General features: G+C 74.9%; 11 protein-coding genes. 7 read left to right on the forward strand and 4 right to left on the reverse strand.

From position 1 onward, the window contains the following. Nucleotides 1-185: 185 nt before the first annotated feature. On the reverse strand, nt 186-842 hold the full coding sequence (locus tag ABD284_RS14695; RefSeq protein WP_344143569.1) for an NUDIX hydrolase: 657 nt from the start codon (nt 840-842) through the stop codon (nt 186-188). Nucleotides 843-1,164: 322 nt separating this feature from the next. On the opposite strand from ABD284_RS14695, the gene nadA reads away from it, so the two are divergent. Both nadA and ABD284_RS14705 read left to right on the forward strand, forming a co-directional pair. Beyond that, nucleotides 1,165-2,163, forward strand: a complete 999-nt coding sequence (gene nadA / locus ABD284_RS14700) for a quinolinate synthase NadA (RefSeq protein ID WP_344143535.1) — start codon at nt 1,165-1,167, stop codon at nt 2,161-2,163. Nucleotides 2,164-2,451: 288 nt separating this feature from the next. Further along, nucleotides 2,452-3,918: a hypothetical protein gene (locus ABD284_RS14705; RefSeq protein WP_344143536.1), complete on the forward strand. Its 1,467-nt coding sequence runs from the start codon at nt 2,452-2,454 to the stop codon at nt 3,916-3,918. Nucleotides 3,919-4,071: 153 nt separating this feature from the next. On the opposite strand, the gene ABD284_RS14710 is transcribed toward ABD284_RS14705, so the two are convergent. Further along, the gene (locus ABD284_RS14710; RefSeq protein ID WP_386699338.1) at nt 4,072-4,665 is read right to left on the reverse strand and encodes a TetR family transcriptional regulator; all 594 of its coding nucleotides are present in this window, start codon (nt 4,663-4,665) and stop codon (nt 4,072-4,074) included. A 406-nt stretch (nt 4,666-5,071) separates the two neighbouring features. On the opposite strand from ABD284_RS14710, the gene ABD284_RS14715 reads away from it, so the two are divergent. The 4 genes from ABD284_RS14715 to ABD284_RS14730 all read left to right on the forward strand — a co-directional run bounded on the left by ABD284_RS14715 (nt 5,072) and on the right by ABD284_RS14730 (nt 9,567). Next, nucleotides 5,072-6,106, forward strand: coding sequence for an MBL fold metallo-hydrolase (locus tag ABD284_RS14715; RefSeq protein WP_344143538.1), 1,035 nt, complete (start codon nt 5,072-5,074; stop codon nt 6,104-6,106). A gap of 314 nt (nt 6,107-6,420) precedes the next feature. Then, nucleotides 6,421-7,704: a glycosyltransferase family 4 protein gene (locus ABD284_RS14720; protein ID WP_344143539.1), complete on the forward strand. Its 1,284-nt coding sequence runs from the start codon at nt 6,421-6,423 to the stop codon at nt 7,702-7,704. A 25-nt stretch (nt 7,705-7,729) separates the two neighbouring features. Beyond that, nucleotides 7,730-8,473: a class I SAM-dependent methyltransferase gene (locus ABD284_RS14725; protein WP_344143570.1), complete on the forward strand. Its 744-nt coding sequence runs from the start codon at nt 7,730-7,732 to the stop codon at nt 8,471-8,473. Continuing rightward, entirely contained in the window at nt 8,470-9,567 is a 1,098-nt protein-coding gene (locus ABD284_RS14730; protein ID WP_344143540.1) for a prenyltransferase, read from the forward strand. The genes ABD284_RS14725 and ABD284_RS14730 overlap by 4 nt, the downstream gene beginning before the upstream one ends. 561 nt (nt 9,568-10,128) lie before the next feature. Here ABD284_RS14730 and ABD284_RS14735 read toward each other — a convergent pair. Next, the gene (locus ABD284_RS14735) at nt 10,129-11,253 is read right to left on the reverse strand and encodes a TetR/AcrR family transcriptional regulator (protein WP_344143542.1); all 1,125 of its coding nucleotides are present in this window, start codon (nt 11,251-11,253) and stop codon (nt 10,129-10,131) included. A 129-nt stretch (nt 11,254-11,382) separates the two neighbouring features. On the opposite strand from ABD284_RS14735, the gene ABD284_RS14740 reads away from it, so the two are divergent. Next, nucleotides 11,383-12,594, forward strand: coding sequence for a cytochrome P450 (locus ABD284_RS14740; RefSeq protein WP_344143544.1), 1,212 nt, complete (start codon nt 11,383-11,385; stop codon nt 12,592-12,594). 80 nt (nt 12,595-12,674) lie between these two features. Here the strand turns inward: ABD284_RS14740 and ABD284_RS14745 are convergent, their stop codons facing one another. Further along, a complete protein-coding gene (locus ABD284_RS14745) occupies nt 12,675-16,535 on the reverse strand; it encodes a transglycosylase domain-containing protein (protein ID WP_344143545.1) in 3,861 nt (1,286 codons plus the stop codon). Between the last annotated feature and the right edge of the window lie 665 nt (nt 16,536-17,200).

Here is a 17,200-nt window from a genome sequence, read left to right on the forward strand (position 1 = left end):
CCGCCTGGACCGGCCCGCGCCGCAAGCCGCCCGCACCGTTCCGGCGCCGAGCGAGGCCGGGTGCAGGGCGTGTCCGACGGGTCGCCGTCCTCCAGCGCGGCGCCCCGCGCCGGATGAAACAGCGCCTGGGGCGAGGGGCGCACCTGGTGCGCCGCCCGCCTCGGACGGACCCCGCCGAACACGCCCTACCCGCCCGCGGGCGGGCGCAGGACCGCGAAGGCGTCGGTGATCTCCAGGCGCCGGACGCGGAAGCGGAACAGGGCCGCCGGGCGGCCGCCCGAGCGCCCGGAGGGCACGAAGCCGCCCGTCTCCTCGATCTGGCCGCGGCGCAGCAGCACGCGGCGCAGGTTGGTGGCCGCGACGTCGTGGCCCAGCGCGGCGCGGTAGTAGCGCGACAGCTGCGAGACGGTGAACTCCGGCGGCGCGAGCGCGAAGCCGACGTTGGTGTAGGACAGCTTGGCGCGCAGCCGGCGGCGCCCGGAGTGCACGATCGCGGCGTGGTCGAAGCCCATCTCGGGCAGCTCCGCGGCCGGGTGCCAGCTGGTGTCCTCGGGCACCACCGGGTCGATGTCGGCGGGCACGAGACCGAGGTAGGCGGTGGCCAGTATCCGCCCCTGGGGGTGGCGGCCGGGGTCGCCGCGTGTCTCCAGCTGCTCCAGGTGGGTGAGGTCGCGTACGTCGACCTTCTGTGCCAGCTGGCGGCGGATGGAGGCGTCCAGCCCTTCGGCGCCGCCCAGCCGTCCGCCGGGCAGCACCCAGTGCCCCTCGTAGGGCGGTCGCGCCCGCCGCCACAGCAGCACGCACAGCCGGTCGGCGCGGATCTGGAAGACGACGGCCAGCACCTCGTGGCCGGCCGGTGCACCGACCGGCGCGCCGCCGGCCGCCGGGTCCGACCGTGCGAGGGCCGCCTGCTGCTCGGTCTCGGCGCCGCTCACCGGTGCGCCCTCCCGGCCGCGCCGCCGCTCGCGGGCGCCCCCGCGGGTCGTACCAGTGTGGTCGCGCTCACTTCCCCTGTCGCCGCCATGACTCCCCATGTTAGAGTGTCATGAGTTTTTGCCTGCAAGACAAAAACCGGATGCGGCCCGATCGCCGCAGCCGGCACGAGAGCCGGCGACCGCCGGGCACCGGACCACCGGGCCCGTCTCTCGAAGGAAGAACACGGACATGGCTACCGCCCCCGCCGCAGCAGACACCACGCTCTCCCAGGACTGGGCCGCCGAGGTCCGCAGGCTCGCCGAGAGCCGCGACGCGGTCATCCTCGCGCACAACTACCAGCGGCCCGAGATCCAGGACGTCGCCGACCACACCGGCGACTCCCTCGCGCTCTCGCGCCTGGCCGCCGAGGTCGACGCGAGCACCATCGTCTTCTGCGGCGTCCACTTCATGGCCGAGACCGCCAAGATCCTCTCGCCGGAGAAGACCGTCCTGCTGCCCGACCTCGCGGCCGGCTGCTCGCTGGCCGACACCGTCACGGCCGAGGACGTGCGCGCCTGGCGCGCCGAGCACCCCGGCGCCGTCGTGGTGGCCTACGTCAACACCTCCGCGGCAGTGAAGGCCGAGACCGACATCTGCTGCACCTCCTCCAACGCGGCCGACGTCGTCCGCTCCGTCCCCGAGGACCGGGAGATCCTGTTCCTGCCCGACCAGTTCCTGGGCGCCCACGTCAAGCGGGTCACCGGCCGCGAGAACATCCACGTGTGGATGGGCGAGTGCCACGTGCACGCCGGCATCGACGGCCACACCCTGCGCGAGCGGGTGGCCGCCGAGCCCGACGCCGAGCTGTACGTGCACCCCGAGTGCGGCTGCGCCACCTCGGCGCTGTACCTGGTGGGCTCGGGCGCCGTGCCCCAGGACCGCGTCAAGGTGCTCTCCACCGGCGGCATGCTCAGCGCCGCGGAGGAGTCGAAGGCGGACAAGGTCCTCATCGCCACCGAGACCGGCATGCTGCACCAACTGCGCGCCGCCAACCCCGTCACGGCCTTCGAGCCGGTCAACCCGCGCGCCGAGTGCCACTACATGAAGATGATCACCGCCGAGAAGCTGCTCGCGACGCTGCGCGACGGCACGGGCGAGATCCGCGTGGACGACGACACCGCGGCCAAGGCGCGCCGCTCGGTGGAGCGGATGGTCGCCATCGGCACGCCCTCGCGCGGCGGGGAGTGAGCGCGCGCTCGCGTCCCGGAGTTTTTTTCGGGGCGGAGCGGAGCCCGTGCCGCCGAAATCGGTAACAAAAGACTTACCTTCGCGCTATAACTGTCCAATGTACCGGACAACGTTCCACCTGGATCGCTAGCGTTACCGGACAACTCCGGCCTATCGCCCCGATGCGGGCATCACCGGCCGGTGCGTGTCGCGCTTTGGGGAGGGAACGTGACATCGCAGTCCCCGGCTTCGGGGGGAACCACAGCACGTGCGGCCCGGCCGGCGCCGCCGGGCCGGTCGTCGCGCGCCATGGCGGGCCGGCACAGCGCCGCACCCGGCGCCGAGCTGGCCGCCGCCCTGCGCGGCGGCGCCGGCTACGGCCGGTGCTACGACCTGTTCGCGGACCAGCTCTATCGCTACTGCTGGTCGCTGGTCGGTCCGGGCGGCGGCGCCGCCGAGCCCGACCGCGCGGCGGCCGCGCTGCACGAGACGTTCCTGGCCGCCGCCGACCGCATCCACGCGCTGCGCGACGACCGCGAGTTCGCCGCCTGGCTGTTCGCACTGGTGCGCACGGCCGCGCGGCGGCGCGGGTTCGCGCCCCGATCGCCCTACGCCGAGCTGGCCACCACCGAGAACGAGCAGGCGGCGGTGCGGCTGTCGCAGCGGCTGCCGCCCAGCTACCGCGAGCTGCTGGAGCTGTACCTGAGGCACGGGCTGCCCACGCCCCTGATCGCCCGCGTGCTGGGCCTGGGCGCCGAGACCGCCGCGGAGCTGTGCCGCACGGCGGTGCTGCACGCGGCCGACCAGCTGGCGCGCTATGCCCGGGCACCCGAGCAGCCGGAAGGCCGCGGGACCGATCGCGGGGTGCGGGCGGTGCTCGCCGAGCTCGAACCGCCCGGCCCGCCGCCGGGTCTGCGGGAACGGGTGCTGCAGGACTGCGCCTCGCCGCTGGCCCGAGCCGAGCGCCGCGCGGCGGCCTACGCCCTGGCTCCGCTGGGCGACGACGGCTTCCCGCTGCACCGCAACCGCACGCCCGCGACCGGCGGTGCGGCGGGTGCCGAGGAGGAGTCCGACGCCTTTGCCGCGGCAGGCGAAGACCCGGCCGACCCGGACGCCGGGGCGACGTTGCTTCCGGAGGACCGCGTCACCACCGGCGACGTGCCCGCCCGGGCCGAGCCCGAGCCGCTTGCGGGTCCCGGCGGCGCCGCGGGCACCCGAAGGCGGCGGATGCCCGTCCCGGTCGTCGCGCTGCTGGCCGCCGCGGCCGTCATGGTCTGCCTGTGGGGAGTGGTGGCCGCCGTGAGCGGCCGGTCCGGCGGCCCGGTCGCCGAGGCCGGTCCCGCCGAGGCGCCCGCGGCCGTACCGTCCGCCGAGGAGCGGCCCGGTGCGGCGTCCGCGGTCTCCGACGGCCCGGGGAAAGCGGAGGAGCACCGCCCCGGGGCGATGGAGGGCACCTCCGTCGCGCCTTCCCAGGCACCGGACGGCGCACCGCCGGCGGAGCCGCGGCCGAGCGGAGATCCCTCCGGCGCGCCCGGTTCCGACGACGGCGGCGCGGCCGCCCCCTCCCCGACCGCCGGCGCCCCGGATGGCGGGAGCGGTCAGGAGCAGGGCGAGGGCGGCGGCTCGGCGGAAGGGCCGGAGGGCGGCTCGGACAGCGGAGACTCCGGCTCCGAGGAGGACTCCGGCGGGTCGGAGGACGGCGGCGACGGGATCTCCGGGCTCTTCGACGGTCTCTTCGGCCTCTTCAGCGGCGGCGGCACCGACCCGCCCGCCTGAGAGCACCGGTGCCCCCGAAGGCGGACGACGGTCGCCCTCGCCGGCCCCGGCCGTGCCTCAGCACCGGCTCAGCGCTGCCACCGGCCGCCGGAGACCGGGCCCCGGCGCCCCCCGGGAGCCGCTGGGCGGTCGACGGCCGCGCCGCCTGCGGGCTCAGCAGTGGGCGAGCAGGGGCTCGGCGGCGATCTCGATGCGGCGCTGGACCTCGTCGAGGCCGCGGTCGCCCTTGAGGAGCTCCAGGACCTCGAAGACCCACACGCTGGCCAGCGAGGCGACGCGGACGTAGGCGGGGTCGGTGCGGTCGGGCGGCTCCGCCGGGCCGGAGTCCTGGCCGTCCGCGGCGGCGGCGCCCGTGGCCACGCGCCAGAGGAGGTCGGTGATGCGGGCGCCCAGCTCGGTCTTGGCCTCGGCCATGATGAGCGAGCGCACCAGCGCGTCGGCGAGCTCGGGCTCGCGCATCAGCCCGCGGGTGGCCCGCATGAGCACGTCGACCGCGCGGCCGGCGGCGGTCTCGGCCGTGGGCGGGCGGCGGCTGATGCTGGTCTCCAGCAGGTCCAGCTCCTCGGTGACCACCGCGACGACCAGGTCCATCTTGGAGGGGAAGTAGCGGTAGAGGGTGCCCAGCGCGACTCCGGCGCGCTCGGCGACCGCACGCATCTGCATCGCCTCGACGCCGCCGCGCAGCGCCAGGGCCGCGGCCGTCTGCACGATCCGCTTGCGGCGCTGGTTCTGACTCCGGGACCGCATTCCGATCGCCGCCTGCTGGACCGCCACGCCGGATCTCCCATCGTCGTCGTCCGCGCGGCGCACCCGCCGGCCCGCGCGGAGCCGGCGGCCGGTCGGCGCCGGGCGCGGGTCCTGCGGGCCGCTTCGCCCGGAAGGCATCGCCCGGGCCGCCGGACGGCGCCCCTACAAGAACACGTTATCCAAGCATCCCCCACCGGCCCGATCCTCCACAACTGGGCATGCGGCCTCTTCACCCGGAGATGACCCGATCCACGCTCGCGCGACAGGCGCCGTACCGATATAGCCGGACACGGAATGGAATGTGTTCTAGTCGGCGTCCGCGACCGCTTCGCACCCGCCCCGCGGACCGCTCGCACCCCCGCCCCGAATAGAATCCGATTCTGTTTCGGTTGAGGAGGAGGATGCCATGCGGCCGCTGCCACCGGCGGAGGATCTGGGCGAGGGCGTGTGGAGCGTGCCCGTGCCCATCCCCGGCAACCCCCTCGGCTACACCCTCGTCTACCTGCTGGAAAGCCCGCGAGGACCGGTGCTCGTCGACGCGGGATGGAACCACGAGGACTCCTGGGGAGCCCTCACCGCCGGGCTGGAGTCCGCGGGCGCCTCGGTCGGCGACGTGTACGGCGTTGTGGTCACCCACTTCCACCCCGACCACGCCGGGCTCGCCGGACGCGTGCGCGCGGCCTCCGGCGCCTGGGTCGCCATGCACCGCGCCGACGCGGAACTGGTCCGCGGCTTCGCCCGCATCGGCGCCGACGAACAGCACGCCCGGCAGCTGCGCCGCGCTGCCGAGGCCGGGGCGACACCCGCCGAGCTGGAGCGGCTCGCGGAATCGGCACCCCTCTTCCAGCCGCCCGCGCCGCCCGACCGCGAGCTCTCCGACGGCGAACCGGTGGACCTGCCCGGCCGCAGACTGAGCACCGTGTGGACCCCCGGCCACACCCCGGGCCACATCTGCCTGCACCTGCCGGACTCCGACCGGCTGTTCACCGGCGACCACCTGCTTCCGCGCATCACCCCCAACATCGGCCTCTACGGCTCCGACGACGGCGGCGACCCCCTCGGCGACTACCTCTCCTCCCTCGCACAGCTCGCCGACACCCCCGAGGACACCCGGGTGCTGCCCGCCCACGAGCACCGCTTCACCGGCGCCGCCCGGCGCGCCGCCGAGATCGCCGAGCACCACGAGGCCAAGCTCGACGAGCTCGCCCGGCTGCTCGACGGCGGCGGCGCCACGCTGTGGGAGCTGAGCGCGCGCCTGCCCTGGAAACGCGGCTGGGACGGGATGGAGGTCGCCTCCCGCCGCATGGCCGCCGCGGAGACCGCCGCCCACGTGCGGACGCTGGAGCGGCGCGGGCTGGCGGTGCGCGCCGACGGCGCCGGCGGCCCCCCGCGCTGGCGTCCGGCGGACGCCGCCGCACCGCAGGCCCCGGGGCGGTCCTGATACCCGCGCCGCCGCTCGCGGTCGCGGCCGGGCCCGACCATCCCAGACACCGGAGCCAGGCCTTAAACTGGTGAGTAACATGCGGGCGCGCGATCGTACCCGCCCTTCCGGCGGTCCCATCCGGCGACCAGAGGTGGCCGAGCGCGCGAGCGACGAACGAGGTGAAGCAGTGACCCTGCCGGTGCGACCAGCGTCACCGCGCCCCCGCAGCACCGGCCCGCCGGGTTCCGGCCCCGCCCCGGACCCGGGTCCGCTCCGCCGCGCTCCGCGCGGGCACCTGCCATCCTCCACCACGCTGTCGATGGGGTAGTCCTATGCCGCACGCCGACCGCCCACTGCGCGTCGCCCTGCTCTCCTACCGCAGCAAGCCGCACTGCGGCGGCCAAGGCGTCTATGTGCGCCACCTCTCCCGCGAGCTGGCCGCGCTGGGCCACGACGTCACCGTCCTCTCCGGCCAGCCCTATCCCGAGCTGGACGCCGGGGTGCGCCTGGACGAGGTCCCCAGCCTCGACCTCTACAACGACGCCGCCCCCTTCAAAGCGCCCCCGCTGCGCCAATGGCGCGACTGGATCGACGTGCTGGAGGTCGCCACCATGTGGACGGCCGGGTTCCCCGAGCCGCTGACCTTCTCCCTGCGCGCACTGCGCGAGCTGCGCCGGCGGCGCGGCGAGTTCGACGTCGTCCACGACAACCAGACCCTCGGCTACGGACAGCTCGGCATCCGGGCCGCCGGCCTGCCCATGGTCACCACGATCCACCACCCCATCACCGTCGACCGCCGCATCGAGGTCGAACAGGCCACCGGCTGGCAGCGGATCAGCAAGCGGCGCTGGTACAGCTTCGTGGGGATGCAGGGCCGGGTCGCCCGCCGCCTCGACCCCGTGCTGGTCCCCTCCCGGTCCTCCGCCGAGGACATCGTCCGCGAGTTCGGCGTGCGCCGCTCGGCCGTGGACGTCGTCCCGCTCGGCGTGGACACCGGCAGCTTCCACCCCCGCCCCGCCGCCGAACGGGTCCCCGGCCGCCTGGTGTGCGTGGCCAGCGCCGACAGCCCGCTCAAGGGCGTCGCCACCCTGCTGCGCGCCACCGCCAAGCTGGCCACCGAGCGCGACGTCTCGCTGACCGTCGTGAGCAGACCCACCCCGGGCGGCCCCACCGACCGGCTCGTCGACGAGCTGAGCCTGCGCGACCGCGTCTCCTTCGTCAGCGGTATCGACGACGGCGAACTGGGCGAACTGCTGGCATCCGCCGAGGTCGCCGTCGTACCGTCCTTCTACGAGGGCTTCTCCCTGCCGGCCGTGGAGGCCATGGCCAGCGGCACCCCCCTGGTCGCCAGCCGCGCGGGCGCCATACCCGAGGTCGTCGGCCCCGAAGGCGAGACCGCACTCCTCACCGAACCCGGCGACCCCGAGGAGCTCGCCGCCGCCGTCGGCGGCCTGCTCGACGACCCCGCCCGCCGCCGGGCCATGGGCGCGGCGGCCTGGAACCGCGTCCAAGAGAGGTTCACCTGGCGGGCCGTGGCCGAGGCCACCGCCCGGCGCTACACCGCCGCGATCGACGCCGCCCGCGGTCACGCCGGCGAGCCCGCCGCTCACCCGTGACCAGCACGATCCGAAGGAGCCAGCACTGATCACCGTCGACTTCTCCCTGCTGCCCGTGGGGCCCGGCGACCGCGTCCTCGACCTCGGCTGCGGCGGCGGCCGGCACGCCTTCGAGGTGTACCGCCGCGGCGCCGACATCGTCGCCTTCGACCGGAACGAGAACGACCTGGCCGAGGTCGACGCCATGTTCGCCGCCATGCGCACCTCCGGCGAGGTGCCCGCCGAGGGCGGGGCATCGGCCGAGGCGGTCAAGGGCGACGCCCTCGACATGCCCTTCGACGACGACTCCTTCGACCGCGTCATCGCCTCGGAGGTCTTCGAGCACATCCCGCACGACACTGCGGCCATGGCCGAGCTGTACCGCGTGCTGCGGCCCGGCGGGACGGCCGCCGTCACCGTGCCCAGCTGGCTGCCCGAGCGCCTGTGCTGGGCGCTGTCGGAGGAGTACCACACCAACGAGGGCGGCCACATCCGCATCTACACCCGCGCCGAGCTGGAGGCCAAGCTCAAGGCGGCCGGCTTTTTCATCGGACCGCACCACCACGCGCACGCCCTCCACGCGCCCTACTGGTGGATCAAGTGCGCCGTGGGCACGTCCGACGACGACCACCCCCTGGCCTCCGCCTACCACCGCATGCTGGTGTGGGACATGATGAAGGCCCCCCGCACCACCCGCACCGCCGAACGCCTCCTCAACCCCCTGATCGGCAAGAGCGTCGTCGTCTACCTGCGCAAGCCGCCCCGCGGCCGCGCGGAGAAGAACGGATGAGCATCGGCACCTCCTCCGAGCCCGACCACCCCCTCCCCGAGCTTCCCGGCGTCCTCACCGCCGCCGACACCGCCCTGTCCGCGCGCTACCTGCTGGGCGCCCAAAGCGCCGACGGCGCCATCCCGTGGTTCCCCGGCGGCCACACCGACGTGTGGGACCACGTCGAATGCGCCATGGCGCTGACCGCCGCCGGGCACGCCGCCGCGGCGCTGCGGGCCTACGAGTGGCTCGGCCGCGTCCAGCTGCCCGACGGGTCCTGGCCGGCCAAGCTGCGGCAGAACGAGCCCGCCAGCGCGCTGCGCGAGGCCAACCACGCCGCCTACCCCGCCGTCGGCGTCTGGCACCACCTGCTGGTCACCGGCGACGAGCGCTCGGCCGCCGATCTGTGGCCGACGGTGCGCGCCGGCGTCGAGTTCGCGCTGGGTCTGGGGACCGAGCGCGGCGAGATCCGCTGGGCGCGCGACGCCGACGGAAATCCCGGTGACCACGCGCTGCTGACCGCCTGCGCCAGCGTCCACCACGCGCTGCGCTGCGGCGCCGCACTCGGCGAGCGGCTGGGCAGCCCCCAGCCCGACTGGGAGCTGGCCGCGTCCCGGCTCGGCCACCTGATGGCCGAGCACGAGTCGGTCTTCGCCGACCGGAGCCGCTACTCGATGGACTGGTACTACCCCATCATCAGCGGCGCGGTCCGCGGCGAGGCCGCGCACCGGCGGCTCGACTCGGAGTGGGACACCTTCGTGGTCCCCGGGCTGGGCATCCGCTGCGTCAGCGACCAGCCCTGGGTCACCGGGGCGGAGACCTCGGAGCTGGCCCTGGCGCTGGCCGCGCTGGGCGAGACCGGCCGCGCGCGGCGGCTCCTCGCCGACATCCAGCACCTGCGCGACCCCGACGACGGCGCCTACTGGACCGGCTACCAGTTCGCCGAGTCCGTGCGCTGGCCGGTCGAGCGCAGCACCTGGACGGCGGCCGCGGTCATCCTCGCCGCCGACGCCATCAGCGGCACGACGCCCGGCGCCGAGGTCTTCACCGGCCGCGCCGAGACCCCGGAAGCCCCCGACCCCGACACCTGCGGCTGCGCCGCCCTGGTCGGCTGACCGCTGGTGCTCGGACCGCCGGGCTCGGGGACGGGGCCGCGGGGGAGGTCCCGCGGACCGGAGCCGGGGGCGTGTTCGAGGGGTCGCCGTCATCCCGCGGGCGCCCCGGCACCGCCGCGTTCTCGCCCGTCGGCAGTAAGCCGGCGGGGGACCGGCCCCGGCTCCTTCCCCGGCCGCGCGAGAGCGGCCCCGGTCCCGTCGCAGCGCCCCGTGGAAGAACGGCCTGCGCGGCGTCTACGGCAGCGCGATCGGCGGCGTGCCGCGCGCCACCGCCACCCGGCCGCTGTGGCCGGTGGTCGTAACCGCCCGGCGCTCGGGCTGCCTCGCGCTGTCGGCGCCGGCACTGGAGAAGCCGGTGGGTGCGCTGCGGGCCGGGTTCGACCTCGGGGCCGCGCACCGACAGCAGCGTCGTGCGGCTGGTGTCGAGCATGTCGACGACGGTCTGCGGCAGCCGCGCCGCCGACGCGCGGCGCCGCAGCAGCACGGCGCCCGCTTCGCGCCCCGGGGAGCAGGGCGCGCCCGAGTGCGCCGCCTGCTGGGGACGGACCCGTCGACCACGCGTCAGCCGGCCCCCGCCGACCGCCCACCGCCCCGCTCCCGCTCGCTGCGGTGCGCACGGCCGCGGGAGGCGGCCGCGGCTGCGTGCCCGGCGCCCAGCCCTTCGGCGCGGGCCGTGATCCGGCCCGCCTGCACGCGCACCGCCGCCTCGGTCGCGTCGCCGGGCCGGCCCACACCCGCGGCCGCCGCCACCTCCCCCGACTCGTCGCAGACCACGCGCAGCCGCGGCCACGCCCCGGGCGGCAGGGCCCGGCGCAGCAGGCCCCGGACCTCGGCCACGGCCATCCGCGCCAGCGGCCCCAGTTCGGCGGGTGAGCACGACACCGCGACCACGGTCGCCTCCGCCCCCTCCGGCGCGGCGCGCAGCACGTCCTCGGCGGCGGAGAACCGGTGCAGCCCCAGGACGGCGACGACGCCGTCCGCCGCGAGCGGCGCCGGTTCGCGGCGCAGCGCGTCGAACGCGGGGGGCGGGGTCCACGGTTCGTCGGCCGCGCGCGGCTCGGGCGCGATCGCGGGCCCGTCCCACCGGTCGCCCAGGTCCGCATCCGCCAGGCGTTCGCAGGCGCTCACGACGTTGAACGGCTCACCGAACCCGGGCGCCGCAGCGGCCAGCCGGCTCGCGCCGTGCAGCGTCGTCAGCACGGTCTCAGCCAGCCGAACCCGCCGCTCCCCGGCGGCGGCCGGCGGGTCCAGCCGCTCCAGCCCGCACCCCAGCAGGACGGCCTGGAACCGCATCAGCTGCGCATACGCCCGCCGCGCCGACTCCTCGTTCAGGATCTCGGGGACCACGCCGGCGCCGATCCGGGCGGCGGGACCGTCGGCGCCGGTAGCCAGCGGCAGGCGGGCGACCCAGGCGCGGGCGAGCGCGCCCAGGGCCTCGCGGGCGGTGCGGACGGGCGCGCCGCCGACGGCCGGGACCTCCTCGGCCAGCTCCGCGAGCACCTCGAAGTAGAGCGCGCGCTTGCCCGGGAAGTTGGAGTAGACGGCGCCGCGGGTCAGCTCGGCGCGTTCGGCGATGGCGTCGATCCCGGCCTCGCGGAAGCCGCGCTCGGCGAACTCCGCGCGCGCGGCGTCCAGCACCCGGGCCCGGTTGCGCCGCTGCGTCTCCGCCCTGGTGAGCCGAGCCAACCGTGCTCCCTTCGCTGCTTCCCTCCGGACGGCCGGAATTAAGGTACGCTCACCATTCAGATGATGCCATCATCTGAAATTGCACGCACCGCTCCTGTGCTGCGTCCGCCCCCCTCGAACGGAGAAGCGATGAACGGTGTCACCGCGCACGCCGGCGGCGTCTGCGAGATCGACCTGTCCAGCCCCGACGTGATCGCCGACCCCTTCGCCGCCTACGGCGCGGCGCGCGAGCACGCGCCGCTGGCCCGGCTGCTCATACCCGGCATGGCGCCGATGTGGGCGGTGCTGCGCCACGGCGACGCCCGCGCGATGCTCAACGACCCGCGGTTCGAGCTGACCGCCGACACCTTCGCCATGCGCCCCGAGGTGTCCGACGAGTACCGCCCGTACCTGCGCAACATGGGCGAGATGGAGGGCGCCGAGCACCTGCGGCTGCGCCGCCTCGTCGCTCCGGCGTTCACCCCGCGGCGCGCGGCCGCGTTCCGGCCCCGCATCGAGGCTGTGGTCGCCGCGCTGCTGGAGCGGCTGCCCGAGCACGCCGAGGACGGTGCGGTGGACCTCATGGAGCACTTCGCCCGCCCGCTCCCGATCGAGGTGATCTGCGAGCTTGTCGACATCCCCGCCGCCGACCGCCCTCACTGGCGCGCCTACGGAGGCGTCATCGCGGCCGGAGCGGGCGCGGGTTTCGCCGACGCCGTACCCGCGATCATCGACAGCGCGAAGGCCGCCGTGGCCGCCCGCCGCGCCGAACCCGGCGACGACCTGGTCTCCGACCTCGTCCGCGCCCAAGCCGAGGACGGCGACCGCCTCAGCGACACCGAGATGGTCTCCCTGGTCTGGAACATCGTGCTGGCCGGGCAGACGCCCACCAACCTCATCGCCAACGCCGTCTCGGAACTGCTGGCCCACCCCGACCAGCTCGCGGCGCTGCGCGGCGACCCGGGCCTGATGCCGGGCGCGGTCGAGGAGCTCATGCGCTGGTGCGGGCACCAGCTGCTGGCGATGCCGCGGTTCGCCCGCCAGGACGCGGAGATCGGCGGTGTCGCCGTCGGCAGGGGCGAGCCGGTCACCGCCGCGATCGCCGCCGCCAACCGCGACCCCCGGGCCTTCGCCGAGCCGGACACCCTCGACGTCACCCGGCCGCGGGACGGCGCGCAGCAGCTCGGGTTCGGGCACGGGCCGCACTTCTGCCTCGGCGCATCCCTCGCCCGCGTCCAGACGCAGGCGGCGCTGGAGGCGCTGCTGCTGGGCCACCCCGCGCTCGCACCCGCCGGCGACGGCCCCGACCGTGCCCCCGACCCCGGGACATGGCGTCTGAGGTCGCTCCCGGTGATGCTGTGAGGCCGCGCCGGTGCGGCCTCCCCGGGTGACCGGCCCGGCGGGCGGGCCGTACCCGGGGCGGCGCACCGGCGCGCGGCTCGCTACGCCCCGTTGGCCGCGTTCTCCTCGCCGCCCGTGCCGTCCGGGAAGTCGGGTTCGAACGGCGGCGTCGAGGGCTCCTCCGGCGCCGTCTCGGGCGGCGCCGTGGGCGCCACCGGATCCTCCGGCACCTCGGTCGGGACGGTCGGCTCCTCGGGCCGCGTGGCCGGCGCGGACGGCTGGGCCTGCTCGGTCTGCTCCGGCGACGGCGGCGGGTCGGGGGCGAGGTCGTGCACCTCGCCGCCGAAGCTCGGCTCCGGGAACTGCTCGACCTCCTTGCCCTCCATCGCCTTCGTCATGAAGTTGTTCCAGATGGCGGCGGGCAGGGTGCCGCCCGACAGCGAGCCCCACCCCGGAACGCTGAACGGCTGGTTGTTGCCGTTGTAGACCCCGACCGCCGCCGAAAGCTGCGGCGTGTAGCCGACGAACCAGGCGGCGACGCTGCCGTCGGTCGTCCCGGTCTTGCCCGCCACCGGCCGGCCGTCGGGCAGAGCCGCGGAGGTACCGGTACCGCTCTGCACGACCTGCTGGAGGGCGTAGCTGACGTTGGCGGCCGACTCCTGGCTGATCGCCTGGGAGCTCTCGGGCTCGGGCCGCTCGTTCTCGCCCTCCTTGTTGACGATCTCGCGGATGACGTGGGTCTCGACGTGCTCGCCGCCGTTGGCGAACGTCGCGAACCCGGTCGCCTGGTCCACCGGCCGCACGTCGGAGACGCCCAGGGCGATGGCGGGCACCGCCTGGTCGTCCTGAATCATGCTCTTGGGGATGCCGACGTCATACGCGGTCTGGCGGACGTTCTCCGGACCGACCTCCTGCGCCAGTTGCACGTAGCCGGTGTTCAGCGACATCCGGGTGGCCTCAACGAGAGAGGTCGGGCCGTGGCTGGTGTGGTCGTAGTTGCTGATGGAGCTGCCCCCGACCTGGATCGGGGAGTTGCCGTTCACCTGGCTGTTCAGGCTGTAGCCCTGCTCCAGGGCGGTCGCCAGCACGTAGGGCTTGAACGCCGAGCCCGCCTGGGCCGAGCCGTTGAAGGCGCTGTCGTACTGGTTCTTCATGTAGTCGTGGCCGCCGTAGAAGCCGACCACCTCGCCGGTCGAGGGCTCCACCGCGGTCAGCCCGGCCTGGACGCCCTCGGGCAGCGAGCCCACGTCGACGGTGTCCTCGACCGCGCTCTGCGCCATCTCCATCGTCTGCTGGTCGAAGGTCGTCACGACCTTGTAGCCGCCGCGGTTGATGTTGTCCTCGCTGTAGCCGAGGTCCTTGAGCTCCTTCATGGCCTGCTGGAGCATGTAGCCCTTGTAGCCGCTGAGGTCGACGCTGTTGGCCGGGCGCTCGGCCTTGGGCTCGGGGAACTCCATCTTGTCGGCCTCGGCCTGGGAGATGGCCCCGCCCTCGACCATGCCGTCGACCACGTACTGCCAGCGGCTCTCCATCTGCGGCGTGGTGTTGCTGTCGGCCTGGCCGTACAGGGACGGCTGCTGGATCGCCGCGGCGAGGAAGGCCGACTCCGCGCCGGTGAGGTCGCCGACGTCCTTGTGGTAGTAGGCCTGGGCCGCCGACTGGATGCCGTAGGCGTTGCGGCCGAAGTAGATGGTGTTCAGGTACTGCTCCATCACCCACTGCTTGTCCATGTCAGGAGACTGATCGACCTTGAGGGCGATGATGATCTCCTTGAGCTTGCGGGTGATGGTCTGCTCCCGGCTGATCCCCTCGAAGTAGTTGCGGACGAACTGCTGGGTGATCGTAGAGCCGCCCTGCACCTGCTGACCGGTCACGGTGAACCACACGGCGCGGGCGGTGCCGGTGAGGGAGACGCCCGGGGAGTCCCAGTAGCCGCGGTCCTCGGCGGAGATGACCGCCTCCTGGACCTGGTCGGGGATCTGCTTGTAGTCGACGGGCTCGCGGTCCACGCCGCGCTCGGCGAACTGCGTCTCGCCGTCGGCGTAGTAGAACGTCGACCCCTGGTTGACCGCGGCCTCCTTGGCGACGTCGGGCACCTCGATGACCGCGTAGGCGATGCCGAAGCCGCCCAGAACGAGGACGGCGCAGGCGGCGAAGGCGACCAGCGACGCGCGGGTCATGCGCCACCACAGCGGTTTCCGCACCTGGGGCCGGGCGCCGCCGCCCTTGCCGCCGGGCGGCGTCGGCCCGCCGGGGCCCGGGGGGCGCGTGGGGCCAGAGGGGCCCGAGGGGCCGGACGGTCCGGAAGGGCTGCGGCCCTGCGGGTCGGCGAAGTCCGGTCCGCTTGCGGCGTCGGAGCCGGGAGTGGAGCCGGAGCCGGGGGCGGCGGGACCGGCCGATTCCGGTCCGGGGCCGGCGGGGCCCTGCGCCGCCGCGGCGGCGGAACCGGCACCGGCCGCCGCTGCGGCGGAGCCCGCGGCCGCGCCTCCGGCACGCTCACCGGGGCCGGAGGCCGAACCGCTGTCGGGCGGCGCGGAGTCCGGCGCCGACCGCTCGGCCGGCTTCCCGGGCTGCTCCTGCGCGGATGCCGCAGCCGTGTCGCCGCCGGAGTAGGAGTCTCCCGGCGGGGCGGGGCGGTCTCCCGCACTCGGATTGTCCGGTGTCGTGTAGGGGGACCACTGCGGACGGGCGGCTTCGTCGCCGCCCGGTGCGGTGGACTCGCCCCAGCGCGGAAGGCGCGGGCCGTCGTCCTGCTCCGCGGCGGCGGAGGAGGCGCCGGGCGCGGGGCGAGTGGGAGGTGTGGGAGGCGTCGCGTCCACTGGGGCGGCGGGCGACTCGGCGGGGGTATCGGCTGCCGTGGCCTTGTCCGCGCCGGAGGCGGCGGATTCGGGGGCAGACGCGGGGGAGGGCGACCCGGACTGCGACTCGCGCCGACCGGCGGTGGCGGCGTCGTCCTCCCGCGGAGCGCTCGGCGCTGAGGGGGTGTGCGGAAGGGTCGACTCGGTCTCGGCCTCGGTCTCGGACGCGGTCTCGGCCCGGTCCGAAACCGCGGCGGCGTCGTCGGCGCTCTGTGTGCCCGCCGCGGCGGCACCCGCGGCGGGGCCCTGCGACGCGACCCGCGGCGTGAACCAGGACCGCGGCTGCTCGACGGTCCGGTCTGCGTCTGCGTCCGAAGCGGCCTCATCGGCGCCGGTCGATGGGGCGCGGGTGTCGCGGGTGTCGCCCGCAGACGCGGAGGACGCGGGCGAAGCGGGGGACTCCGCCGACGGCGCTGACGCGGGGTCGGTGTGCGGGGCGGGTTCCGCCTTCGGCTCAGAGGCTGCCGCGCCGTCGGGCTCGCCGGGGGCGGAGGGGGAGGGCTTGCCGGCTGCGGTCGGGGCCGAGGGGGCGGCCGCGGCCTTGGGGGTCTCGGCCTCGGGGGTCTCGTCGCGCGCTGTGGGGGGCGCGGGCTCGGCGGCCGCAGCCGCGTCGTCGCCCGCGCCGGCCGCCGGCTTCGGCTTTGCGGCGGCGCCGGTGGCGGCCTCGGCTGCCGTCTCAGCGCGCTCGGCGCCGGAGGAGGCCTCGCCGGCATCCTCGGACCGGGCGTCGGGAGACTGGGCCTCGGGACCGGTCGCGGACGCCTCCGAGGGCCCCCACGTGCCGTCTTCCCTCAAGTTGAAGCCCTGGTCCGCCAATGTGCGGGCGACCCGATCGCGGAAGAAGCTTCCGCTGTCCTTGAAGGCGCTCGTGCCGCCGCCCTCCGCGGGGGTGCCCTCATCGCCTCCGGAGGCGCCTTCGGCTTTCGGGCCCTCAGAGGCCTCGCGCTCGGGGGCCTCGCCGCCGGCCTCAGGGGCCTCAGGGGTGGGAGAGGGCTCCGCCGTTCCCGCCTGCTTGTCGGGGGTCTCCTCGGCGGGCTGTCCTGGATCCCGCCGGTCCTCGCCCTGCGCCTTCCCCTTGGAGTCGTCGTCACTCTCGTTCATCATTGCAGCACCATCGGGTCGGTTCACGCGATCGTCGGTCTTCTCGCCGGGACCGCGACCGGAGCCACTCCCCCAGCGCACTGCGTCCCCCGCAGTACGACCATCATCAGGCGTCTCAGCGTCATGGCGCGGCGTGACATCGCCGTCGCCGTTAGTGCTATCACTCAGTTGGTGGCCCCCTGGCACTCTCGATTCGCCCGGCGCAGTCCTATGTAGGACGCACAAGCAGGGGGAATCGGTTCAGCACAATCTTGTATCGTGAGCAGGTTCGGCACGGCGGGGGACTTGCCCGAACCTGGTCAACACGATACCTGCACTGATCACCCCGACCACCATCGGAATCCCGTGGCGGGGACGGCGATTCGATCGGACACCGCAAAATACTACGGTGGGTGACCGTCTCGCCGGTGCCTGTCGCCCAGCGTTTCCGTGATCTATCGGAGACCGCGGGGAATCCTTACTCCGAAATTCTGCGATAGCGCGCACGGCGCGCGCAGCCAGAGTCCCCGGACCCGTCGAGCCACGCGACGGACTGGGCCTTTTCGGGCATAAAAAAAGGCGGGGGCGCAACCCGAACAAACGGGCCACACCCCCACCAACAAAAAATGCGGCAGCAACCTACTCTCCCACCCCCACCATGAAGGCAGTACCATCGGCGCAAAGAGACT

Source organism: Streptomonospora arabica, from assembly GCF_039531585.1.
GTDB lineage: Bacteria > Actinomycetota > Actinomycetes > Streptosporangiales > Streptosporangiaceae > Streptomonospora > Streptomonospora halophila.